The organism is Paenibacillus sp. VTT E-133291 (genome assembly GCF_002264395.1).
Classification (GTDB): domain Bacteria; phylum Bacillota; class Bacilli; order Paenibacillales; family Paenibacillaceae; genus Paenibacillus_AQ; species Paenibacillus_AQ nitricinens.
The window spans coordinates 20,396-42,054 of the sequence record NZ_NFVA01000054.1; the positions used below are offsets into that span (position 1 = coordinate 20,396).

Here is a 21,659-nt window from a genome sequence, read left to right on the forward strand (position 1 = left end):
TCTCTATCCCAGAAGATCTTTTGTATTTGCAAGGAGATGTGCAATAACATCACCTGAAATTAATTTGTATATGATCAATACAATTAAGGCAGATCGAAAAAATATATCAACAAACCGATATACCAGAAAAGGCATCCTTATTCCGTATTTTTTCTGATATGGCCAAAACAGCTGTACCCTTCCCGTTATCATATCGCCCAGAATATGAGAAATTACCCCTGCAAAAAAGGCCAATGAAATTAACCACGTATGAAAAAAAAGAAACAGAATAGGAGCTAATACAATGGTTAACCCACTAGCAAATAGCAAGGAATGCGAGAGTGTCCGATGTTTTATCGTATATTTTAAGATAACGGATATTGGAAGAACTAATCGTCCTAGATAACTCTTAGTTTCGTCAATGTCTGAGATCAATCCACCAATCGAACCAGCTAAAATACCTGCCCAAGACGGATACATACAATAACCAGCTACAGCTCCTGCAATAACATGTGTTTTCGCGTACATTTTCTCTCCCCTCTCTTTTTGGAGAACATAAAAAGAGCCTCCAATTGGAAGGCTCTAAAAATAGAAATATAAGAATTATTCATTTGCGAAAATAATTAAGTAATTTATGAATTAATCTTAACACATGTTGTTTCTGTATTCAATAGATTACACTATCTTTCTTAATCGTTACTATACCTTCATTGTCCACTAGTACTTCTTTCAACTCCAAATCGGCTGGATAATTTCCGACTTGAGATAAACTAAAACTCAACTTTTGGATTAACTCTGATACGCAAAAATCAGGTGTTGAACTATTAGAAAGGTCCAACTCAACCTCTAACCAATGACTGTGAATTGAAATTCTTTTAACTATACGATTACCTGGATGCCTTTTGAGTTGATTAATGATACTTTTGATCATAGTGAGAGTGCTTGAAATGGTAGAGTATTGGGAAATAGCAACTCGACAAATAGGAACGGTCGAAGGATCTGGTCTCTGAATTATGAAAGCCAGTTTCTCATCCTTTATTTTTTTTGACTTGTTCTGATTAGATTTCGCCATAACTCTCCTTTCTGAAGATAGTTTTGTATGTAAACACAAATACACTTTTACCGAATATGCGTTTCATCGCATATTCAACAAAAGTGTCTGACTTCATAATATAGTTGGGAGTTGGTTAAGATCAAGCTTACCAATAGTTCTCCATACCTCTTCTCCATTCCTCATATGTATAACGGTTGGAGTCCCTATAATATGCTCCTGTTCCACTAACTTCTCATTCTCTTCATCCATTACATTGATTGCATAAATGGGCAGCGCATTGCTCTTACTACTATATTCCTCAATAGATGGAACGAGATTTTCACTTATAATGCAGTCGTTGGAATAATAAAAAATCAAATAGTCGTCTTCTCTTGGGCTAACTAATGCTTCAGAAGAAACTTCCTTCATTTGCTGTGGAAGAGAAGCAATGAAATTAGTTTTTACATCTTGTTTTGTTTCTTCTTCTGGTGCCAATGTGTAGTTTTTTATAAGGGCTATCGAAATAATTGAACAAATGGAAACAATTGCTATACCAAATGTAATGAATCCTACTCGCTTTCTCTTTTTCATGTTTCCTCCCAAGATTTCAGATTTTATTTTTAAGTAATTGAGATTTCTCATGTCATTAAAAGTTTTCTGAAATGCCGCTTGGCGACCCATAAAATGAAATACGGATTTCTTTCGTTCTGGGGATTTTCAAGTAATTCATCTGCCTCCAGAATTTCTCGATAAACGGGAAGCGGGATACGAAAGACTTTTTTTCCTCCCTTTATGAAGGAGTACATCAATGTTTTTATATAGCTGTAAGGAGTAGATTCCCCTTTTTGTGAAAATCTTTGTTTCTTATTCACTTCTAATTTATCAGATGCATCAGTTCCATTCAGATCATTCCTAACTTCATTGAGCGTAGTATCACTACATAGATGTGCTTCTTCATTTTCATCTATTACGGTTGTAATGTGTTCTTGTTTGTCCAACTCAGTTTCATCTTTTACTTCTATTTTAAATTCGATTTCCCCAACACATTTCTTTTGCAAGTGCTCTATTTCTTCCTCACTGATTGGCAGCATGTCCAGTACCTTAAATACACCAGGTACATTTTTTAATAGATGCCATATTTCACCAGTCATATCTTGTAAAAGCTTAACAAAAATATAACCATTTAATACTGGCTCAGCGTCAATCCTACGACCTTTACTAGTCATCTTTACGATCTTTTTCACACCGGAGAAGATGTCCGTAATTTTGTCGGCTAAGTTCTTGAAGTTCGCATATTTATAAATCACTTCGGCTATTTCAAACTCTTGACCCGTTTTAACTTGAAGTGCGTACCAAGACATTGCTCATTCTCCTTTGTAAATGTGAATTTTGATCTAAGATAACAGCATTTTTATTTCTGAATCCTGTTTAATCGAATAAACGTTGTGATCTTACGCGTAGCTTTCCGAAGTATTTCCATAACCTCACGAATGGGTATTTGGCATGTATCACTAATGGAAGAAAAATCTTCTTGCTTTTCAATCCGAAGAACAATTACCTTCTCTTCAACAGGATCTAACAACTTCAACAACTCTTCATCAATTTTTTCTCCTCGAATGCCTAAGGTATCAAGAGCAAAGTTGCAAGATGATACTGCACTGCTACTCAAACGATGATTCAAAAGCGCTTCTTTTTCCTCTTGACTAAAATAATCACCTAAATGAACAACTGTCTTTCTATTTCGACCTTTTAATGCTTTGCTTCGATCACTTTGATAACTGGCCTTCATTTCTAAATAGCTGCTCACATGGCACCTCCTTCACTTTAGTGTTTAAGGCAATTACGCTTCATGTTTTTTTGTCGCCATTTGTCGAATTGTGGCAAGTATTCTATTCGCGATTGATGTGATGTGTTATAATGTAAATGACTAAATACACAGGATATAAAATTCTGTATCAAAAATATACTTTTGTGACTTTGACTTTTTATAACAATTTGATATGATTAATTCAAACACAAACTTCTGTATTCATATGTTTACAGAATTTCGCAAAAAAAAACGTCGTTGATATCCATTTTAAAATATCTTGCAATAGCAAATGCCAACCAAAGTTCAGGGGAACCTCCTTTTTCTATCTTGATAATCGTTTGTCTGTCTGCCCCTACAGACTTAGCTAGTTTTTGTTGACTTAGCTGGTTTGCTTTTCTTATTCCCTTAAGGTCATTAGTAATTATGTATTGAGGAGTGGAACAAGCTTTCAACGATTACCGTCCTTTCTAAAGTATGATAGGAAGCAGTATTACCTTTTCTGGTGTGGGCCAGAGTGGTTTATATTTTGAATACTCATTTGAAATTATACTCATAATATAACTGTATTCCAAGTAACTGTCAACGATCATATACAGTAAATTGACTGTTTATTGTATTTTATTGATTACAAATGATTCATTTCGGGTAAAAATGGGCAAATTTAGGAAGGGTGAACTCTTATGTTAACTTCAGATGAAAGAGAACTATTGAAGAATGAGTTAATGAATGAAATGCGAGAAGAACAGCGTAACTTTTTGAGAGAAAAATTAAGAGCTGAAATGCAACTATCTAACTTAACGTCTTCTTCATCAGTAAAAAAGAAAAAAGGCAAGACTACAAAAATGATTGTGGAGGAACTCTCTGAAGAAGAGTTACTAGAAAGATCTCGAACGCAAACTAGCTTTGGAAGATATCTTGAGCAATTAAGAATATCTCATGGACTGTCACTTCGAGATGCTATGAAACTTACTGGCCTAAGTCATTCTTATATTGCAAAACTAGAGAAAGGCTCCACCCGTAAGACCGATCGAATAGATGGCGGAGTTTCATCTGATGCTTTAAGAAAACTTGCTCATGCATACCAAGTTCCTGAAGAAGAAATGTTCATTATGGCTGGTTATACTGTCGGCGACAGCGTCGTGAAATCTGAGGAGCCTCAAATTTTCAATGAACGTATTAAAAAATTCGGAGAACGATTAACTGAATTGGTTAATCAATCAGTCTTACCTTTAGAGTTTATTTCCCTTAAGACCAACATTACCGACATAAAACTCAATGAGTTAATGAACGGGAAAGCAAGACCGCGGTTGGAGGATGTTTATAGCTTAGCTCCAATATTCGAAGTCACCCCCGATTATTTATATGGATATGTCGATGAAACAAATGGTTATCATACTGAAATGCCAAAATTGCCTGATCTTATTGATTTCATTGCTTCAAACAGCTTTCAAGCATTTGGTAAGCCAATGTCTGCAAGCGATAAAGAAAAAATCGTTTCATTATTAATGAATGTCTTAGAAGATTCACATCAAAGAGCAACTGATGAAGAATCAAATGAATAGGTGATTTTCAAAAAAAGCGTCTACACAGATTGCTAAAACCAACCTGTGTAGACGCTTTTTTCAATTTAAATCAACAACTCCAGTCAAACTCCTTGATTTCCTCGAAAAAAATACTATAAACCGATATCTTTAGCAGCATTCTCATGGAAAAGTGTACCCATCCTAATGTACTTACGCACCATTTTTTCTGACGTATGTCTGGTTTGCCCCATGATTTCTCTTTCATTTTTTCCAGCCATCGCAGCTGATGTCGCTAGACCAGAACGGAGGCTGTGACCTGAAAAATCATCAGCGTCAAACCCGCATTTTCTTATATATAATTTTATTACATCAGCAACTGCTCTATCAGATAAACGATTCATTCCTATCTGACCGTGACGGTTTACCTTTCGGAATATTGGTCCATTCTGAATCCCTGAGATCTTCAACCAGTTCAAATAGGCCTGAACCGGACAAGTTAAAGGTTGGCTACCATACGGTATACCAATCAGTTCTCCCTCACCCTCCTGGTCAGTCTTCGATTTCTTAATTTGAACAATCAAACCTCCAGAGGATTCTTGAATATCTTCAACGTCCAAAGCTGTGAGTTCACTTCTCCGAAAAGCACCGGCAAAACCAAGTAGCAGAAGTGACTTATCCCTTATCCCTTTATTATTTTCTGGGACCTGATTAATCATTTGCTTTATCATTTCCACTAAAATCGGCTTTTTACCTGTCTCCTTACTACCATGTTCTCTACGAATACCAGCCACTGTATCTCGAACAGTAATATCGACCGGATTTTCGTACTTTGCGTATTCATGAGCTTTTACCAACGCACTTACACGCCTTTGAATTGTAGCTACTTTTATCCCACTTAACGCTAACGATGATAAATAGAGATTAATCGTATGTGCTGTTGCAGGCAAAGATATAAGATTGAATTTCAAACACCAATTCTGAAAGTCACGCCAGTCACTTTCATAAGCTTTCTTCGTGTTTTCTGCTTTTGAGTTACCTAAGTATCCAAAAGCGCTCAAATTTAATGCCTCAAGATCCTCCGCGGTATTGCTCAGATCAGTTTCATTATCTACAAGAATTAATTCTTTACTCACCGCGGACCACCTCCGATTTCAATAACTCATATATCAATGTATTACTCCGCACTGCTCTGCCATAGTTGGAATGCCTTTCTTAGCTGTGAGTCGTTGCTTACATCATCAAATATAAGAGGTGGCATTTTACTTTTGGCTCGTTCTATTTGAATATTGGTTATAGCATTGATTAGAAGCTCGTCCCGCTCCCTACCAAGAGAAATAATCTTATCTCCTGATTTTTCTGCAGCAGCGCGCATTACTATATCCTGATAAGTCATTACAATTTCCTTTAATGAATCAATGTTCTTTGCCGTAACCATCTCTAATGCCCCTGCTGCATTAGACAATCCAACACCAAAGAAAGGATCAGCTACTTTCTCTTTTACATAAGGTGAATCGGCATAATTCTCCTCAAGAGACTTAACAATATAGCCGGCAAGGTTACTAATATTTTGACCTGCATTTATTCTTTGTACGTGACGAACGTTCTCCTCTATGTAATATGGGTGATAATTCTGCAGGAGCACGGTTGCCTTTTTACGATGGATACCATTTTTCACAAGTAAATGAAGGATACGTTCTACGTCATATGTAGTTTGATCCAGGCTTTGCCTTGTTTCCACGTTATGATTATTCTTCCGAATATGAAAGATAAATGACTCAATTGTTCTTCCTATTTTTTTATAAACATCATAACTAAAAGAAATGTCTGTTTTTTCCTCAATTTCTTTTTGAGCTGACTCGATGACCGTTCTCAGATGTTTTATCATTGTGTACTTATCATCCGCTATAGCTAACTTATGTCGAAGCTCTTTGACTTTAATAATCCGACTACTTTGCAATTCTCTTTCTTTTAGTAATTCATATATTCTCCAAGAATAAGTTGATTTTAATTGAATAGTATTAATTAAACGGTACTTTGTGAATGCTTTTAATTCACGCAGGTATGGTGCCAAATCTTCAGAGAGTTTAATAATAATTCGACCCTCACCCTTGTAATAAGTAGCACTCTGAACCCATGTTATACGTTTAATTTCTTTATCATTCTCAAAAGTAATTTGTTTAGATTGTAGCTGCGTTATTGTTTGCTCGACACGTTCATATAATGATGCCCCTGTCTGTCCAAATAATTTAGCTAAATCTCTGACATACAATGTATAAGTTTTAAATTCTCTATCTGAAGGTTGAACAAGGCTTATGATCGAAGTTATTACTTTCATTTCTGTAATGTTTAGATCATGTCGAGCATTTATCATTTCCCTAGATTGATTGACCCAATAGTGAGGTTTTATTTCAGCCACTTCTGTAGTAAATTTCATAGCTAATTGGCCTTCCCCATCGTACTCTAGTGTATCTTCATCGTTATCATGTATTTCTATAAACCCCATCACCGTTCCACCTCCTCTTATTAATATTAAAAGAAGTATATTGATTGAGCGAATCCCCTATATTTCATAATCCTTCTTCTCTGTCATATAACTTCCACTTAGCTATTCCGTTATGCAAAAAGCTAAGTTTTTTATGTATATGTCCAGAGATAGGGAGTCTAGCGATCTTATGCAAATGTAAATGTCCAGAAATAAGGAGCGACTTTAGAGGTTTTACTATTATATGTCCTGATTTACGGAGCGTACGAGTAATATGTCCAGAAATAAGGAGCTATTGCAACTCTTTATTCCATATATATCCTGTGTTTTAAATAAATTATCTCTCATACGTTTGAATGGCTCCGTTTATATGGACATATCAATACATTTTTTGAATCAATTATCTTTGAGACTCCCTTTTTCAGGACATATTACTCCTTTTATATGGACATATCACTCCGTTTGATTGGTCTTATGACTCCCTTTTTCAGGACATATCACTCCTTTTATATGGACATTTCATTCCTTATTTATGGACATATAGCCTCTCAAACCCATATGGCTCTAGCACTCTACTAACTCCTAACAGTACAAAACATAATAAAACAAATATAAACAAAATTAATAATAGAAACATACAGAGTTTTTAAAATATATGTCGCCTAATAGAAAATCAATATCAGACTGAGACCTAATACAGTTATATGTCTATAAAAAAGGAGCCAAATCTATAATATTCTTAATTATTTCAAAAACTAGACTGTTCGAGTTTTAAATATTTAGTCCAAAACACTATTTTTCAAAGATAAACTCTTAAAAAAATTATGATTTTTTAACTTCCTATTCAAATTAATAGAAAAGAAGAAAACTACATACTTGTTATACTCCGTTTTTATGGACATTATTTAAACCTTAAATACGGTTGTTTAATAAAACCTAGGTTAAACAATTCTCTCAATCACATTTCAGTGCTAATAACTTTTCTTCTCCAAAAGCAACACTACACTATCTTGTGTCATTACAATAAAGTTTTGTTCTCTTACCTGTTGAAAAATCAACGTTTTTTGGGACATTCATTTTTCAACTTACAATAAAGTTTTGTTCTAAATCTAAAAATCATCAAACAACGCAAAGTGTTACTTACAATAAAGTTTAGTTCTCTACGGCAATTGTACTGCCGCATTTTCACAATTAAGTCTTGGTCTATATAGTTAAAACTGGACCGAATAAACACATGTTCCCCCATTTAAAAACACTACTCTATTGTAATTATCCTCTAAGAACAAAACTTTATTGTTTAGAACAAAACTTTATTGTAATGCAACATATCTCACATCTCCTCCCTCTTTTAACTCCATATAAAGACAGCGTTCTAACTTCCGATACACTTCCATTATCGGAAGTTAGAACGCTGTCTCATTATAGCACCATACATCAGTCCGAATCTACTATTTTATGGGTGAAATTTATGCTATACTAGACAAAATGTTAACCTATTTTGCGCGGTTAACCAGTTAACTTCCTTATAAAATAAGGATTTATTGGTTAACCAATTTCATAAATAAGGGGATAATAAAGATGGCGACAAAAGGGATTAAAATGAGCGAAGAAGCACTAGAAGTAGTAAATAGTAGGATTGAAGCATCCGGAATGGATGCTGGTGAGTGGCTAGAGTCCCTCATGGCGCTAGAAGTGATAAAAGAGATCCAGAAACACGATCCAGCTGTTGAATACGACCTGAAGGATCTTGAGAAGCACATGAACCGTGTCTATCATATCTTGATTCGGATCTATCAACGTGGAGCGGATTCGGTTGAGGAGGTAAAATTAAACTCTCTAGAAGAAGCATCTAATTTATCCCAAGAGTTAGAGTCTCTTCGTGTTGAGTTTTCTCATATCCAGAAGCGCCTTTCACAAAAAGAGGAGGAGCTAATCGAGGCTTCAGCTACGCAAATAGATCTTCGAACAAAAATGGATCTTTTAGAGAAAACAGCAGCTACGCTTGAGGAATTAAATCGTTTGAATAACGATAAATTAAAAGAATTGAAAGCGAAGATTGATGAACAGCTACATATCGAACAAGAAGCAATTAAGGTTAAAAATGAATTAGTAGAACAAAGAAAGTCATATGAACAAGAATTACAAATGCAAAAAGAGGAAGTAATCAGAATACGTAAGGAAAACGAAGAACTAGAAAAAGACAATGATATGAAAAAAAAAGAGCATGATTCAAAAATCGACCAATTAATGAAGGCTCATGAACGTGAGCTAGAAATCCTAAAAAAAGAAATGGAGATGACCGCAAAAGAAACCTTATTAAAAGAAAAGTCTTTGTGGCAAGAAAATAGCAACCTAAAAATAGACCAATTAACTAAAGAACACATGCATTCTATGACTGAGTTAATGATGAAGTTTCAATCTAATTCTAAAGACATTAAAATTGAAGGAAATTAATCAATAAAACAGCAACCTTAGACCCAAGAATCTAAGGTTGCTGTTTTATTGAATTTACATCTTAATTGTTATTGTTAGCCAATACGATATGATTCTATTTGGGTGATTTTGTGTAGTAGACATGACAGTGGCCAGTCCCCCAACCTTCCCAGTTTGTACCATGCCCTGTAGGATTAGTAGTATGAGAATCTTCGTCCGTTGACCGAGAAAACTCCACTTTATGCAATACATATGTGTAAGTACCTTCGCCTTCAGGAGGGTTATTCCATCCATAAATTAATTTCTGAGCCTCTGGCTTACACGCTGATTCAGAATACGCTGCCCTTACTTCAGGTGGGGCAGGACTATGTCTACCGTATATTTTATAGTACGCGCTAACTTCCAAAGGATTTCCGTCTTTATCAATCCACATCAATATTGGAAGACCCTCGTATAATAGATCCTCTCCATTTTTTATGGGATTTTTCCCCCAATAGATCCCAACTACATTTCTAGGATTATTGAGATCAAAATTAAAATTTTTGCTCAGGACAATCCCTCCTCATCTTCCTCTAAAATTGTATGTGTAACATCCTTATATTTTTCTAAAATACAACTTTGTATACACATTTTAATTCCCTCTTTATCATTAGCTTGAAGTTGTTCATAGAACAAAAAAAACGAAAACGCAGACTATAGCCCCGAAAAAACCACGTACCCATCTTTTAGAAGGGTACGTGGTTTAAAGATACCTATCATCTATTCGACTTCATCGGGAATATAGTAGGGGCGTGAGCTGCAACTGCTGGCCATGCCGCTGGCGCTTCTCGTTCAGTTCCATACCGACTTGCCCTTTATTTTCAGTCTATTACTTTATTTTTACATATTGCATCATTAAGCGACATTAACACAATTAAAATGTACTTATGATACATAAATGTTTAGTTAATCAATCCTGGGTGACTCTTTTTTATATTATAAACTCTGTAAATACTGGACTTCGTAGCATTCCAGATTTGGTCCAGTTCCTCATACGCACCTTTGCCTGTAATCTTGGCTCAAGATGTACAAACTCCTTATCCTCGCCTTTTACAAGCTGATGGGCAACGCTTCTGAATGCTTGCTTATGGATCGGTGACGCACCGAGTTCTATAATCCCAGCTGGACGTAATTCACCAGATGAACCGGACGGTACAGCAGCTAGCCAACCAAATTCCTGTTTGCGATATCCGGTTATGAAAACATCTGCATAGGTCCAGTTGATGACCTTTTGCCATGCGTGAGATCTACGTCCAGTCTCGTATAAGCTGTTCATACGCTTACCTAGTATCTACATAAAGTCACCTGTACATAAATACTCAAACATATCCTTTAGCTTGTGGACCAAGGATATCTTCAGCTTTTTCATTGTACAGAAATAGGTGTACAAAATCCTTCAAACTTAGGAGAACGAAGTTTTCCGTTTTTAGTGAAACATTGAAATTTGATTTTGCAACTTATTAACGGCTCAAGATAACGCCAGCCTTTACTTTCGCCACATATGAGCTGCTTCGATATATGATTAAACGCACGTATTTCTACATGGCCAGGCGGAAATTCCAGCATACCAACATACTTACCGTTTACTGATAGACCCCACCCAAAGCTCCCCTTGATCCGCATAGATTCTATCTGGCACGTAATGTATTGATACGCTTTTACCTTAACAACGTGACGTTCTGAACGCCCATCTAAAATCATTGGAGCATCCCCATTATACTGACACACACCCTCAAGACCCAGTTCTTTAGCCTTTTGAAACAGTTCGTGCCCGTTATCATATAAAGGGGTTACTGATAATGTCTCTGATTGTTTTACAACCGATTCTAGGACTTCTCTGCGCTCCTTAAAGGTCTTCTGTGTTATCGGTTCACCATTCAAGTATAAAATGTCCCACAAAGGAAAATGAGCCCTTAACGTGGTAACAATTCGTTTAACCCCTGACTCAGTTTTGATATTAAATCTTGCCATAGCATCATCCCACCAGTATTTCGGTGGCTGATCCTTGGGCTGGGTTAAATCAAATACTATGCACTCTCCATCCAGGATCGCTGATTTTACGGGAAGCTGTATATTTAACAATTCCGGAAATCTCGATGTAATTTCCGTACCGTGCCTTGAAAATGCACGAACTTTACCATTCTCATAGTGGATCAGTATTCTAAAGCCATCCCATTTCAAACTATTATTTTTCCAGCTTTTTATTTGATTAGGCTGCAACGGATACAGCAACATAGGTTTGATTGATTGATTTAACATATATGCTACACCTCTCCATAATCAACATATCATGATGAGCATTCTAGAGGTATATGGGATCACTGGTATAACTGAGAATTATGTACATATTTCTTTATGTACACTTTTATGTAGATACTACCTACTACGACTTCCATACCCCGAGTTACGATCTGCTCAAATAATGCCTCTCCATCACCTTCTACGTGCGGTACTACTCCAAAGCTATTAGACGGTAGGGTTAATCCCGCCAGTATCTCTTTACGGCTCATCAGGGGCAACCCACGCACATCCTTCGGTTCAAATATATAATCGCTGTGACTGAATGGTCCAGCAGCAGTTTGTAATAACATAGGGGATATAAACATAGTTTCACCTCTCCATAATTATAATCTTTTGATGCACAGGGGAGGGCAGGTAAGTCTTGGATTATGGGACCTGCTGTCTCTTTTTTCCATTGCTTAAATTTCTCTAATACGGTTATAATACAAACAAATGTTCTCATAAGTGGAGGCGGTCACATGAAAATGAATGCCGGCCAAATAGTTGAAATTATATACCAAGACAAGGCGGAGAAGATAACGCAACGCAAGATCGAGATCCTCGGCATTCGTGCCGGCCGTATTAGGGCTACTTGCCTGACCACTGGAGCGCCGCGTGTATTCTTGGTAGCGAGTGTCCTCTCGTGGCAGCCTGTGGCGGAGAAGCATCATGCTTGATGATACTCCGCGCAAGCTGCTGCGAATTATATCGCAGTTTAGATATCAATTCAGGCGGATGCCAAACATCAAAGAGTTGGGACGATTGAGCGGACGCCACCCGGCGGAGATAATCAAGGGTTTTAAGGTGCTATCTGCGGAGCATTATATAGATTGGGATGTGTCTAAGCCTATAGAGACAACAATTATTATCGAGGGCTGGGAACGGAACGTGCCGTACGAAAAAACGCCACAACAAGGCGCAGAGAGCGGCAGTGGTGGTACTAATATTGATTACTGGCTTTATCATTAGGAGGGGTCACTATGACCAAATTAGACGGTAATGAACGCTGGAAAACGAAAATGATCATGACTGAGCATGTTGAGAAGTACGAGGAACAGCAGCGTGAGAACCCAGATAAAATGATAACTACGGAGGAACGCACGATGGTTCGAGACCTCATTTTGCTTCCCTACATAGATACGATGGTCGGCAAGAGCCTGAAGGAACTCGAACACTCCAGCAGCATTCTTAAACGCACCTTCTTGATGGCTGGCGAATCCATACAGCGCCGGATCATGCAGGATACATATCGACTGCAGAAAGAACTGAAGCTGCGGAATATCAAAATGCTGGCGGATGAGCAAGATGAATTTATCACGTATTACAAAATCTTTTGTCGAGGATATCAGGAACGCTTTGGATTAACTCGAGATGTTATGCGTACACAGATAAGTTTAAGGTTGACTAAATATACAGCTGAACTCGGAGTAATATTAAAAGACCACCTGAAATAACGAAATCCGGTCAACCATAATTGGTCGGCGGGATTTTTTGCATATTGTTACTAGGGTCTTGAAGAAGTTGTAATATTGATAGCATGATCTTCACTTGGAAATCCAGCGTTGTCAATGACGCGTACGATACAAAAAACGATTAGTACTTGTTCATAGACTACGCAAAACATATTTTGCGATCATCAAGAAACCAGGAGCGGCCACTGACAAATAAGCGTACAAAATGAGTTGTTCTGTGTGTATCTTGTGGTAATTAAGTTGATCAAATTATTTCTACTCTCGCATTCTCGGCATAAGATAAAAATAAGCTTCATAAACTTTCTCAATCTCCAAGAGCAGAATAACCTCAGGTACATGAATTACTTTTGCTTGGCTTATAAGCATCCATACCTCAACCGATACTCTTGCTGACAAGTCAATTGTATTTTTAGGTTTACCATACTCCGGACCTTCTTTAACCAGCAATACATCTTTCCACTCTTCAACAGTCCTTATACTCAGTTCCATATACCTACGCTCCCTTCACTATAGCGATAGTCTTTGTTTAGCTGTTTGCTAATTTCAACAATTGAAACCCCACTATCCAAAAGTCGTCGGATCTCAAATGAGTCGTAACCATTCTGGTGCTCCCCTACTTCACTTTATTGACTTATATTTAAAGCTAATATTTCTTGTGGCAGCTGTAACTGGTTAACCCCCATATTTGCCGCTATTCTCTCGATAGATACCCCACTCTTATATTGCATTACAGCGTAGGTATTTCTTAATTTGCGGGGCAGGATAGAGATCCCTCCCATTTTGTTGGATAAATCCTGAAATATTAAATGTATAGACTTTGGTTGAAGATGCCCTCCACCACGACCAGGGAAGACGTACATTTCGTTTTGATTCAACAATGTCAAATACTCATCTAACGGTTCAGCATAAACACCTGTGATTTCAACTATTCGCTGAGATCCAACCCTGATGAAGATTTGAAATCCATTTTCAATGGGAAGAATATCTGTTCTTAGTAAACATCCCCCTTCTTTCATCTGTAATCCTGTATACATGTATAAATAGGTAAGTGCTCGCATTCTTTTCGTAATGATGTCATCATCCCGTGTAGCTATCATCTCTAACAATGAAATCAACTGATTTATTTCAGGTTCAGTTAAGTATTCTCGATCACTTCTCTTTCCCTTTCTTTTTATCTTAACGCTAGGATCATAACCAGCCAAATAATTGTTCATCCATAAAAAATCAAAATATTTTTTTATGATAGAGATTTTTTTATCTATTGTTGTTACTGCTTTTTGGTCAATTTCTTGATTTTTTAAATACCCTTTGATAATTTCTTGATTTATATTAAAATACTCAGTTTTAGGATAAACTTGCTGAAACCAACTCATAAATTTCCTGATTTCAACAAGGTACGTATACACTGTTGCCTCTGTCAAATCGGATTTAATAAGATATTTCTCAAACTCTTCCTGCTTGTATATACTCATAGTTCAGCCTCCCCTCACATGCTTATTGTACCTCACAAAAGTTTAAGAATATATTCCATATAAAATATTCCACTTGCTATATTTGCAGCATAACCAACGGTTCGAAAGGTTTAATTTCCAGTTTCAATAGAACTGAGTTATGTAAAATAAAGGGCAAAGATAATTCGGAGAAATTGTCCTTAACAGTAAAATACACAAAAAGCAGAAAGGCTATATTCATAACTTGGCCTCATCTGCTTGAGTTTTTCCCTATTTCTTCTAGATAATATCAAACTAATATGTTTTTGAAAATACTAGCAGCATTCCATTTCACTTTATCTCTTGTAATGTTATTTTCCATGGCTCTCTTAAAAAAAACATGAATTACAAAATCCTGAATTGCTTTTGTTCCCACATTTCCCGTAAGCACATGGATTATATCATTTTCCTCGACTTGGTTCAGCTTGCATTTAGCTGCATACTGTTGCCACTCAATATCACTCAGTGAGAATACAGCTTGTATCTCTGATGCTCCCAAGCGCAAATGGTTATTCTGGAGCAATAGAGCCACTCTAATCATGGCTTCTCCAGCATAATATCCGTTTTCATTCATGTGATCCAGCTGTCTGCCTAAGGATTCATACTCTTTTGTGAGATATGTTGGAGCATCTAGTATTAATCGTTCACGCTCTATCCATCTTAAACACAATGTTAATTCATCAATCAATTCTGTAAGTGTAGAACAATACATTTTTATAATTATCAAAGCTTGTATCCACATTTTCTTTTGCCTTCTTCTATTCTCTAACTCATTTTGTTGACAAGTATCTTTTTGTGATGTTTGTCTAATACAAAATGAAAGCATTATTTTTCGAAGATTTTCTATTTTTACCAGTCGGCTATCAGTTGTACTCAGAATTATATTAGTATTCTTCGTGATCATTTTTATCGACACCCTATTCTTTAGTATTGTTGCCTGTATGTAAATCATACTATAAACATTTTTATTGTAAACGTTTATGTACAGTAAATTATATGTTTGTTACTATATTCGTAGGAAATGACTCCCTAAAGAATATAGGAGGCTTTAAAATGACTATTCTAATAATTGCCGAGAAACCAGATATGGGAAGAAAGATTGCTGAAGCATTAGGTGGCTTAACAAAAAAATCGGGTTATTTCGAAAGCAACCAATATATCGTAACTTATGCTGTTGGGCACCTTTTAGGCTTAGCTGAGCCTGACCATTATGATGATCGTTATAAACGATGGAACCTTGAAGATCTGCCGATTGTGCCTGATAAATTTCAGTTAATTCCTTCCACAAAAACAAAAGATCAACTTAAACTTATACATACATTGTCCAAGCAATGCTCTTCTATTGTTAATGCTTGTGATGCTGGTCGCGAAGGCGAATTGATTGCTGGATATATCCTCCAGTACCTTAATATTAAGAAACCGGTTCAAAGATTATGGATTTCTTCGCTTACTCCAGAAGCTATTCGTGAGGGTTTTAAAAATTTGAAGAATGGAGAAGAATACTATCCTTTGTTGACTGCCGCACGCTGCCGAAGCGAGGCAGACTGGTTAATTGGAATGAACGCAACACGTGCCTTTACAACTAAATTTGGCGGTCCAGGAAATGTATTATCTGTTGGTCGGGTTCAAACTCCAGTTCTGGCAATGATCTGTGATAGACAAGATGAATTGGAACGCTTTAAACCTCAAACATCATACACAGTTGAGGCCAACTTTCAACAAGAAAATACTTCTTATACTGGATTATGGCATACAGAGGAAGACGTAGTCGATCGTACAATAGCAGATAGAGTTTCTAATAAGGTTAAGGGTAAAGTTGGCAGGATAGAGTCTTACGAAGTAAAAGACGGAGCAGAGAAACCTCCTCTACTATATGATTTAGGAGATCTCCAGTCAGACGCAAACAGGATGTTTGGTTTTTCGGCTAAAAAGACTCTACAAATCGCACAATCCCTATATGAGGATCACGAGATAATTCATTATCCTAGAACATCATCAAACTTTGTTGCAGCTGACAACATACCAGTTATGCACAAGGTTTTTAATCTACTTAGATCATTAGATAAATACCAGACTCTTATATTTGCTGGAGATACAAATTTAGTTTCTTCCAGTAATAAAAACATTTGTAGACCAGAGAAAGTTGAAGACCACCATGCTATTTTTCCGACACAAAAATTACCAGGCAATTTAAACATAGATGAAGAAAAACTTTATGACTTGATCGTACGTCGTTTTATAGTACATTTTTATCCTAGCGCGAACTACAGGCATCATCGAATCAACACTGTAATTGAGAACGAACAATTTAAGACTTCCATTCGAGAAACCATGGATGAAGGTTGGAAAGTGGTCTATAAGACATTAAAAAATGAAAATAAAAATAAAGATACTGAGAATACAGAAAACAGTGAGGAAATGAATGAAATATCGAACTTCAATTTCGACCCTGAACAAATGTCTTTCTGCATTAGTTCTAATACTAAAGAACGTGTAACCAAGGCTCCACCAGCGTACACTGAAGGCACACTCATCAAAGCAATGAAACATGTTGGACGTAAAATATCAGACACTCAGTTAAAAGAGGGAATGACTGATCTACAGCTAGGTACTCCAGCTACTAGAGATTCTGTAATTGAAAAATTAAAGGATCAGAGTTATATCGAGCTGAAGGGAAGAAAAATATCTCCCACCTCAAAAGGTAGAGAATTAGTATCAAAATTACGAGAATTAGAATTAGCAGTTTTAACAAGTGCTGAAATGACAGCAATGTGGGAAAAGAGGCTGAACGAGATTGCAAAAGGTCAAGCAGCCCATGATAAGTTCATGCATAATGTTATACAGTTCACTAATAAAATTGTACAGAAAATAAAGGATCAACAAACAGATGTTGCGAATCGAATTCAGAATGATTTTGGTGATTGCCCCATTTGTAAAGCTGGTAAAATTATAGAGGGTACAAGAGGGTTTGGTTGCTCTCGTTACAATGAAGGTTGTAAATTTACGATATGGAAAGTTCAGTATGGAAAAACGATTTCACATAAACATGTTAATGATTTGATTAGTAAAGGAAAAACGGAAACTATAAAATTCAAAAATAAATCTAAGGTTGAATATAAAGCAAAACTTATACTAATGAATGCTGAAATTAAACTCGAATTTGTAAACAGCAGGAAATTAAAGAAGTAAATCTATCTCTGAAAGTAGAAAATAAAGTAGTAGACTGATGCTGGAACTGCGCTTAAAGCCGTAACTCATCCTAAAGCACCGGCACAAGATCTACCCTGCTCCAGCTAAGCACGTATACTGACGATCCTACCTACTACTTTATTTTCAGACTAAAAATTCTGACACCAATCCATTTTATAAATCCTCGCCAGTCTTTCACATTTCAAACAAAACGTATGCCAAGATCGTGCGATCGTGCGATCTTTCGATCTATCAAACTTTCGTAACCTTATTATCCAAACGATCCTCTTCCATGAATTCGCTCCTGCAGTTGTGCTTTAAGATTCAGTTTTCTTTCTAGTGAATGATTTTATGAATTTCTGAAAATTGTTATCAGGCCTACTTACTTTTGAAATTTGTCCATTTTGAAGTTCCTTTTCGTAATGTTCACAACGCTCCTTAAAGAAACTATCCATGGATTTAAGTTCATCCAAGGAAATAGAACGAGTTATTCTCATTTTACTTTCAAAAATATAAGTCGGTTCATAAGGAACTTTGTAGAAATCAGGTTGCCCTTCTGGTTCAACTTCAAGAAAAATTAATTCTAGTGGATTCTCAAATTTTGGAAAACCGCAAATGGTATTTGGAGAATCCATTACGCAGTGCCCATTGACAGTTCCTCCGATACTTACAGAAGTATTATTGTTGTTAATTATTTTCATATCCTTACCTACAGCTTTTATAAACAATATAATCACTCTCCATTATAGATTCATAACTAATTATGAATCTATATGGATGATAAAGTGAATGCTAATATGGTTCTATTAAGTCTGGCGGTTCAGGAGCATGAGATGGAGGTTTAAGATCCTCAGGACTTTTCAACATCGTGAACGATCGCAACGAATCGGCATTTCCGGAGGTACAACCAGGAGACGAGCTGCAACCCTCATACGGGTTGTAGCTGGTTTACCTGTTTTAAGTTATGTTAACCATTCAAAATAAAGAAATGTGGATACCTCATAAATATCACCCTCTTTAATAATGCAAACAAATATAAATATAGATTAAATATTATTTTATAATCACAATATAAAACATCTTACATTAATAAATCCAACTTCATATCCTAATTTAAATACAATATTGTATATAACTACAATTTTAAATCTATATATACGTTTATCAATAGATTGTAATGCATTCTCTAATTAAATTCTTAATACGTTTACATTTATAAAACTATATTCATATATAAATATAATTTTACTTTTTATATAACTATACGTTGCAGATTGTAATTATATATGTGTTGATCTTTGTGTTTTATATGTAGTTGTAAATTTACTTTTATAAATACATTTATGTATAGATTCATTTATGCATGCATGTTTAAATTCATACATAAATGCATGATTAGTATTAATTATATATCTTAATTTAATTATTTAATTGGTGTTAGAACGAAAGGTATAATTGAAACGTAAGTTGTCTTTAGATTGACATACTATTTTAAAATCAATTAAACTTATAAATGAGGCATCATAACCACTATTTAATATAGGAGGTATTACGAATATGGCGGACTCATCCGCGAAGACTATTTCTGTCGGCATCACAAAAGGTGGTTCCGGAAAATCAACTGTTTCTAGCATCCTATGCCATCTGCTAAGTAAAAAATACAAGGTTCTTGCAGTGGATGCAGATGGCCAAGGAAATCTCACACAATTATTAACAGGTGTAGAGGATATATTCGAATTTACTGACAATTCGGTCTATAATGCCATCCTAGATGAAGATGCTAGTAATTACATATATCAAATTAACAAGAAGCTTCACATCCTACCAGGTGATGAAAACATCAATACACTAGGACCCTACTTTCACATAGAACTTCGTGATAGAAAGGTGCTCTATCAGCACACATTACAAAAGGCACTTGAAAAAGTTAAACATCTCTATGATTTTATAATTATAGACTGTCCTCCTGCGCGGGGAGAAATTTGTATCGTATCACTTACAGCTTCAGATTATGTACTCATACCTTTTGAGACAAGCGCGTTCTGCTTTTCTTCCTTAAAAAGCTACTTGGAAACTGTTGAAAAAGTTCAGGACCATCTTAATTCAGATTTAAAAGTCATAGGGATTTTACGCTCTATGATAGATAGCAGACGAAAAGACAATGAATTTTATTCAAATCTTGTGGCTGAGACTTACCCGGATTACACATTTGATACTATTATTAAACGCACAGCTGCTGTCGGAAGACTTCCTTCATTTGGCTTTGATGATAATCCAGATTTGAAAGCAATTATAAAACAATATCAACCATTCTATAAGGAGTTGTTAGATAATGTCCGCTAAAATAAAATCTATCGAGGAAAGGATGAAAAGTAGAGTTCTTACCGGAGATAGTGCCTTGTTTCCAAAAAAAGTGAGTGAATTAGGTCAAAGCCTAGATAAAGACAATCCTAAGCCTCTTGTAGTCGATTCTGATCCCCTAAAAGGGCAAGGAGAATCACGAGGACAAAGCCAAGATAAAGACGGCCCAAACCCTCTTGTAGACGATCCTGATTCCCTAAAAGGGCAAGAAGAAAGACAGGGGAAAGATAAAGACGGTCCTAAGCCTCCTGAAGTCGATTCTGACCCCTTAAAAGGGCAAGAAGAGGCAAAGGGTCGACAAGCAAGTGGTGAACATTTAAAACACTCTACAGATACCCATCCAGAATTAACAATACAAGATGAAATAGAAGCGTTAAACAACAAAATGGGCGGGGGAAACGCCCTTCAAGGAGCTGTAGATACACAAAATATGAATACTTCTAACGCAGAAATGACACAACCTGTACCTTATAAAGTTAAACACTTTAAAAAGGAAAGACTTATAGATACCCATACACAAAGGTCCTATTACATCGAAAACGAAATTGCGCTCATAATTGAAGAACTAGCTGGTGACGATACAGGGTTCAAATATAGATTTGTGAATGAAGCCATTAGATTGTTAATCCATCAAGAATATCCACATTTAGTTAATCGACTAAGACCTCAATAATAAATATCCATATATTCAAAAAGCTACTGCAGAAAATCTGCAGTAGCTTTTTTTCGAAGTAATCAAAGGAAAACTCCAAGTTCAAAGAAATCTTATTTTATCAAGTGGCCAAAAAGAAATAACCGCCTTTCCGATGATCTTACTTTTTTTGATAGCTCCAAAATCACGCGAATCGAAACTATTTGGTCTGTTATCTCCCATTACAAAGTAACTATCTGAAGGAACAGAATAAGGACCAAAATCTTTCATTATGACACTTGTTCCATTCTGAGCATAGTACTCTCTAATTGGAAGTAGATATTTTTCTGGCAAAGGGGATCCGTCTATATAAACAACATTGCTCTTTATCTCCACCACCTGTCCAGGGAGAGCGATCACCCTTTTAACATAATCATTAACTTTACTAGCATGAAAGGTGATAATATCACCTTGCTGTGGATCTGAAAAATAATAAATCGCTTTTAAGGATAAAAACCTTTCATTGTTTATCATTGTCGATTTCATTGAATCACCGGATACAATAGTAGGTAATACAACAAAATGTTGAATTAAAACAACAATAACTATTGCATAAATAACACTTTTTATTAGCTCCCAGCTGGAAGTAAATAATCTCATAGTGAATGAATTTTCTTTAGATGTCGAGTCATCAACGATAGTATTATTTTTCATGTAACCATCCCTTATTTAATCAGATAATTGAACGAAGAAAATAAAGCCTATAATGTATTTGTTGGCGATTCATTATTTTTGAGATGAAATATCCCCAGTTTTCTAATAGATATAAGTTTTACACAGCTGCGCCGCCCACCGCAGCCGGAGCTGACGTTCAGTCTAAATCTTTATTATTCGTAAACATTAACTTCCTTTTAGCCAACTTAATTGCAGCGGTTAA

25 protein-coding genes are annotated in these 21,659 nt (G+C 36.0%); 8 read left to right on the forward strand and 17 right to left on the reverse strand.

Annotated elements, in window-relative coordinates; genetic code table 11:
* Positions 1 to 3: 3 nt before the first annotated feature.
* From CA598_RS20010 to CA598_RS20035, 6 genes are all read right to left on the reverse strand, one after another.
* Positions 4 to 507: a metal-dependent hydrolase gene (locus tag CA598_RS20010; protein ID WP_094877639.1), complete on the reverse strand. Its 504-nt coding sequence runs from the start codon at positions 505 to 507 to the stop codon at positions 4 to 6.
* Between the two features lie 139 nt (positions 508 to 646).
* A complete protein-coding gene (locus CA598_RS20015; protein ID WP_094877640.1) occupies positions 647 to 1,051 on the reverse strand; it encodes a hypothetical protein in 405 nt (134 codons plus the stop codon).
* Between the two features lie 93 nt (positions 1,052 to 1,144).
* Positions 1,145 to 1,603, reverse strand: coding sequence for a thioredoxin family protein (locus CA598_RS20020; RefSeq protein ID WP_094877641.1), 459 nt, complete (start codon positions 1,601 to 1,603; stop codon positions 1,145 to 1,147).
* 47 nt (positions 1,604 to 1,650) lie between these two features.
* Entirely contained in the window at positions 1,651 to 2,373 is a 723-nt protein-coding gene (locus CA598_RS20025) for a transcription termination/antitermination NusG family protein (RefSeq protein ID WP_094877642.1), read from the reverse strand.
* Positions 2,374 to 2,423: 50 nt separating this feature from the next.
* Positions 2,424 to 2,819 (reverse strand): hypothetical protein, encoded by a 396-nt coding sequence (locus CA598_RS20030; protein ID WP_094877643.1) that lies wholly within the window; start codon positions 2,817 to 2,819, stop codon positions 2,424 to 2,426.
* A 230-nt stretch (positions 2,820 to 3,049) separates the two neighbouring features.
* Positions 3,050 to 3,274, reverse strand: coding sequence for a helix-turn-helix transcriptional regulator (locus CA598_RS20035; RefSeq protein ID WP_256990570.1), 225 nt, complete (start codon positions 3,272 to 3,274; stop codon positions 3,050 to 3,052).
* Between the two features lie 228 nt (positions 3,275 to 3,502).
* On the opposite strand from CA598_RS20035, the gene CA598_RS20040 reads away from it, so the two are divergent.
* Entirely contained in the window at positions 3,503 to 4,384 is an 882-nt protein-coding gene (locus CA598_RS20040; protein ID WP_094877644.1) for a helix-turn-helix domain-containing protein, read from the forward strand.
* A 113-nt stretch (positions 4,385 to 4,497) separates the two neighbouring features.
* Here the strand turns inward: CA598_RS20040 and CA598_RS20045 are convergent, their stop codons facing one another.
* A complete protein-coding gene (locus CA598_RS20045; protein WP_094877645.1) occupies positions 4,498 to 5,478 on the reverse strand; it encodes a site-specific integrase in 981 nt (326 codons plus the stop codon).
* Positions 5,479 to 5,519: 41 nt separating this feature from the next.
* On the reverse strand, positions 5,520 to 6,848 hold the full coding sequence (locus CA598_RS20050) for a replication initiation protein (protein ID WP_094877646.1): 1,329 nt from the start codon (positions 6,846 to 6,848) through the stop codon (positions 5,520 to 5,522).
* A gap of 1,557 nt (positions 6,849 to 8,405) precedes the next feature.
* Between CA598_RS20050 and CA598_RS20055 the strand changes: the two genes are divergently transcribed.
* A complete protein-coding gene (locus CA598_RS20055; protein ID WP_094877647.1) occupies positions 8,406 to 9,281 on the forward strand; it encodes a hypothetical protein in 876 nt (291 codons plus the stop codon).
* A 94-nt stretch (positions 9,282 to 9,375) separates the two neighbouring features.
* On the opposite strand, the gene CA598_RS32005 is transcribed toward CA598_RS20055, so the two are convergent.
* The 4 genes from CA598_RS32005 to CA598_RS20075 all read right to left on the reverse strand — a co-directional run bounded on the left by CA598_RS32005 (position 9,376) and on the right by CA598_RS20075 (position 11,905).
* Positions 9,376 to 9,696 carry a hypothetical protein gene (locus CA598_RS32005; protein ID WP_143812431.1) on the reverse strand — a complete coding sequence of 107 codons (321 nt, stop codon included), beginning with the start codon at positions 9,694 to 9,696 and terminating at the stop codon, positions 9,376 to 9,378.
* Between the two features lie 534 nt (positions 9,697 to 10,230).
* Positions 10,231 to 10,575 (reverse strand): hypothetical protein, encoded by a 345-nt coding sequence (locus CA598_RS20065; RefSeq protein ID WP_094877649.1) that lies wholly within the window; start codon positions 10,573 to 10,575, stop codon positions 10,231 to 10,233.
* Between the two features lie 89 nt (positions 10,576 to 10,664).
* On the reverse strand, positions 10,665 to 11,558 hold the full coding sequence (locus tag CA598_RS20070) for an ATP-dependent DNA ligase (protein WP_094877650.1): 894 nt from the start codon (positions 11,556 to 11,558) through the stop codon (positions 10,665 to 10,667).
* A 59-nt stretch (positions 11,559 to 11,617) separates the two neighbouring features.
* Complete coding sequence (locus CA598_RS20075; protein ID WP_256990571.1) at positions 11,618 to 11,905, reverse strand: hypothetical protein; 288 nt, start codon at positions 11,903 to 11,905, stop codon at positions 11,618 to 11,620.
* Positions 11,906 to 12,058: 153 nt separating this feature from the next.
* Here CA598_RS20075 and CA598_RS20080 point away from each other — a divergent pair, with 153 nt between their 5' ends.
* The 3 genes from CA598_RS20080 to CA598_RS20090 are packed head-to-tail and all read left to right on the forward strand — an operon-like array spanning position 12,059 to position 13,033.
* A complete protein-coding gene (locus tag CA598_RS20080; protein WP_094877651.1) occupies positions 12,059 to 12,256 on the forward strand; it encodes a hypothetical protein in 198 nt (65 codons plus the stop codon).
* Positions 12,249 to 12,548 (forward strand): hypothetical protein, encoded by a 300-nt coding sequence (locus CA598_RS20085; RefSeq protein WP_094877652.1) that lies wholly within the window; start codon positions 12,249 to 12,251, stop codon positions 12,546 to 12,548. The genes CA598_RS20080 and CA598_RS20085 overlap by 8 nt, the downstream gene beginning before the upstream one ends.
* Positions 12,549 to 12,559: 11 nt before the next feature.
* The gene (locus CA598_RS20090) at positions 12,560 to 13,033 is read left to right on the forward strand and encodes a YhjD family protein (protein WP_094877653.1); all 474 of its coding nucleotides are present in this window, start codon (positions 12,560 to 12,562) and stop codon (positions 13,031 to 13,033) included.
* A 273-nt stretch (positions 13,034 to 13,306) separates the two neighbouring features.
* Here CA598_RS20090 and CA598_RS20095 read toward each other — a convergent pair whose 3' ends face one another.
* The 3 genes from CA598_RS20095 to CA598_RS20105 form a co-directional block, all read right to left on the reverse strand.
* Positions 13,307 to 13,540: a hypothetical protein gene (locus CA598_RS20095; RefSeq protein WP_094877654.1), complete on the reverse strand. Its 234-nt coding sequence runs from the start codon at positions 13,538 to 13,540 to the stop codon at positions 13,307 to 13,309.
* Positions 13,541 to 13,674: 134 nt separating this feature from the next.
* Complete coding sequence (locus CA598_RS20100; protein ID WP_094877655.1) at positions 13,675 to 14,523, reverse strand: tyrosine-type recombinase/integrase; 849 nt, start codon at positions 14,521 to 14,523, stop codon at positions 13,675 to 13,677.
* Positions 14,524 to 14,791: 268 nt separating this feature from the next.
* Entirely contained in the window at positions 14,792 to 15,445 is a 654-nt protein-coding gene (locus CA598_RS20105; protein WP_094877656.1) for a hypothetical protein, read from the reverse strand.
* A gap of 149 nt (positions 15,446 to 15,594) precedes the next feature.
* On the opposite strand from CA598_RS20105, the gene CA598_RS20110 reads away from it, so the two are divergent.
* Positions 15,595 to 17,730, forward strand: a complete 2,136-nt coding sequence (locus tag CA598_RS20110) for a type IA DNA topoisomerase (protein ID WP_094877657.1) — start codon at positions 15,595 to 15,597, stop codon at positions 17,728 to 17,730.
* Positions 17,731 to 18,047: 317 nt separating this feature from the next.
* On the opposite strand, the gene CA598_RS20115 is transcribed toward CA598_RS20110, so the two are convergent.
* Complete coding sequence (locus CA598_RS20115) at positions 18,048 to 18,458, reverse strand: hypothetical protein (RefSeq protein WP_094877658.1); 411 nt, start codon at positions 18,456 to 18,458, stop codon at positions 18,048 to 18,050.
* Positions 18,459 to 19,287: 829 nt separating this feature from the next.
* Here CA598_RS20115 and CA598_RS20120 point away from each other — a divergent pair.
* Both CA598_RS20120 and CA598_RS20125 read left to right on the forward strand, forming a co-directional pair.
* Positions 19,288 to 20,073 (forward strand): ParA family protein, encoded by a 786-nt coding sequence (locus CA598_RS20120; protein WP_094877659.1) that lies wholly within the window; start codon positions 19,288 to 19,290, stop codon positions 20,071 to 20,073.
* Positions 20,063 to 20,764, forward strand: coding sequence for a hypothetical protein (locus CA598_RS20125; protein WP_094877660.1), 702 nt, complete (start codon positions 20,063 to 20,065; stop codon positions 20,762 to 20,764). Before CA598_RS20120 ends, CA598_RS20125 begins: the two co-directional genes overlap by 11 nt.
* Before the next feature lie 81 nt (positions 20,765 to 20,845).
* On the opposite strand, the gene lepB is transcribed toward CA598_RS20125, so the two are convergent.
* Positions 20,846 to 21,436, reverse strand: a complete 591-nt coding sequence (gene lepB / locus CA598_RS20130; RefSeq protein ID WP_094877661.1) for a signal peptidase I — start codon at positions 21,434 to 21,436, stop codon at positions 20,846 to 20,848.
* Positions 21,437 to 21,659 lie beyond the last annotated feature (223 nt).

Excerpts from the sequence above, each read along its gene's own strand:
- CA598_RS20085 (WP_094877652.1), top strand. The coding sequence starts at position 12,249 with ATGCTTGATGATACTCCGCGCAAGCTGCTGCGAATTATATCGCAGTTT.
- CA598_RS20055 (WP_094877647.1), top strand. The coding sequence starts at position 8,406 with ATGGCGACAAAAGGGATTAAAATGAGCGAAGAAGCACTAGAAGTAGTA.
- CA598_RS20025 (WP_094877642.1), bottom strand. The coding sequence starts at position 2,373 with ATGTCTTGGTACGCACTTCAAGTTAAAACGGGTCAAGAGTTTGAAATA.
- CA598_RS20080 (WP_094877651.1), top strand. The coding sequence starts at position 12,059 with ATGAAAATGAATGCCGGCCAAATAGTTGAAATTATATACCAAGACAAG.
- CA598_RS20010 (WP_094877639.1), bottom strand. The coding sequence starts at position 507 with ATGTACGCGAAAACACATGTTATTGCAGGAGCTGTAGCTGGTTATTGT.
- CA598_RS20110 (WP_094877657.1), top strand. The coding sequence starts at position 15,595 with ATGACTATTCTAATAATTGCCGAGAAACCAGATATGGGAAGAAAGATT.
- CA598_RS20105 (WP_094877656.1), bottom strand. The coding sequence starts at position 15,445 with ATGATCACGAAGAATACTAATATAATTCTGAGTACAACTGATAGCCGA.
- CA598_RS20065 (WP_094877649.1), bottom strand. The coding sequence starts at position 10,575 with ATGAACAGCTTATACGAGACTGGACGTAGATCTCACGCATGGCAAAAG.
- CA598_RS20020 (WP_094877641.1), bottom strand. The coding sequence starts at position 1,603 with ATGAAAAAGAGAAAGCGAGTAGGATTCATTACATTTGGTATAGCAATT.
- CA598_RS20040 (WP_094877644.1), top strand. The coding sequence starts at position 3,503 with ATGTTAACTTCAGATGAAAGAGAACTATTGAAGAATGAGTTAATGAAT.
- CA598_RS20095 (WP_094877654.1), bottom strand. The coding sequence starts at position 13,540 with ATGGAACTGAGTATAAGGACTGTTGAAGAGTGGAAAGATGTATTGCTG.
- CA598_RS20125 (WP_094877660.1), top strand. The coding sequence starts at position 20,063 with ATGTCCGCTAAAATAAAATCTATCGAGGAAAGGATGAAAAGTAGAGTT.
- CA598_RS20075 (WP_256990571.1), bottom strand. The coding sequence starts at position 11,905 with ATGTTTATATCCCCTATGTTATTACAAACTGCTGCTGGACCATTCAGT.
- CA598_RS20100 (WP_094877655.1), bottom strand. The coding sequence starts at position 14,523 with ATGAGTATATACAAGCAGGAAGAGTTTGAGAAATATCTTATTAAATCC.
- CA598_RS20070 (WP_094877650.1), bottom strand. The coding sequence starts at position 11,558 with ATGTTAAATCAATCAATCAAACCTATGTTGCTGTATCCGTTGCAGCCT.
- lepB (WP_094877661.1), bottom strand. The coding sequence starts at position 21,436 with ATGAAAAATAATACTATCGTTGATGACTCGACATCTAAAGAAAATTCA.
- CA598_RS20015 (WP_094877640.1), bottom strand. The coding sequence starts at position 1,051 with ATGGCGAAATCTAATCAGAACAAGTCAAAAAAAATAAAGGATGAGAAA.
- CA598_RS20120 (WP_094877659.1), top strand. The coding sequence starts at position 19,288 with ATGGCGGACTCATCCGCGAAGACTATTTCTGTCGGCATCACAAAAGGT.
- CA598_RS20090 (WP_094877653.1), top strand. The coding sequence starts at position 12,560 with ATGACCAAATTAGACGGTAATGAACGCTGGAAAACGAAAATGATCATG.
- CA598_RS20050 (WP_094877646.1), bottom strand. The coding sequence starts at position 6,848 with ATGGGGTTTATAGAAATACATGATAACGATGAAGATACACTAGAGTAC.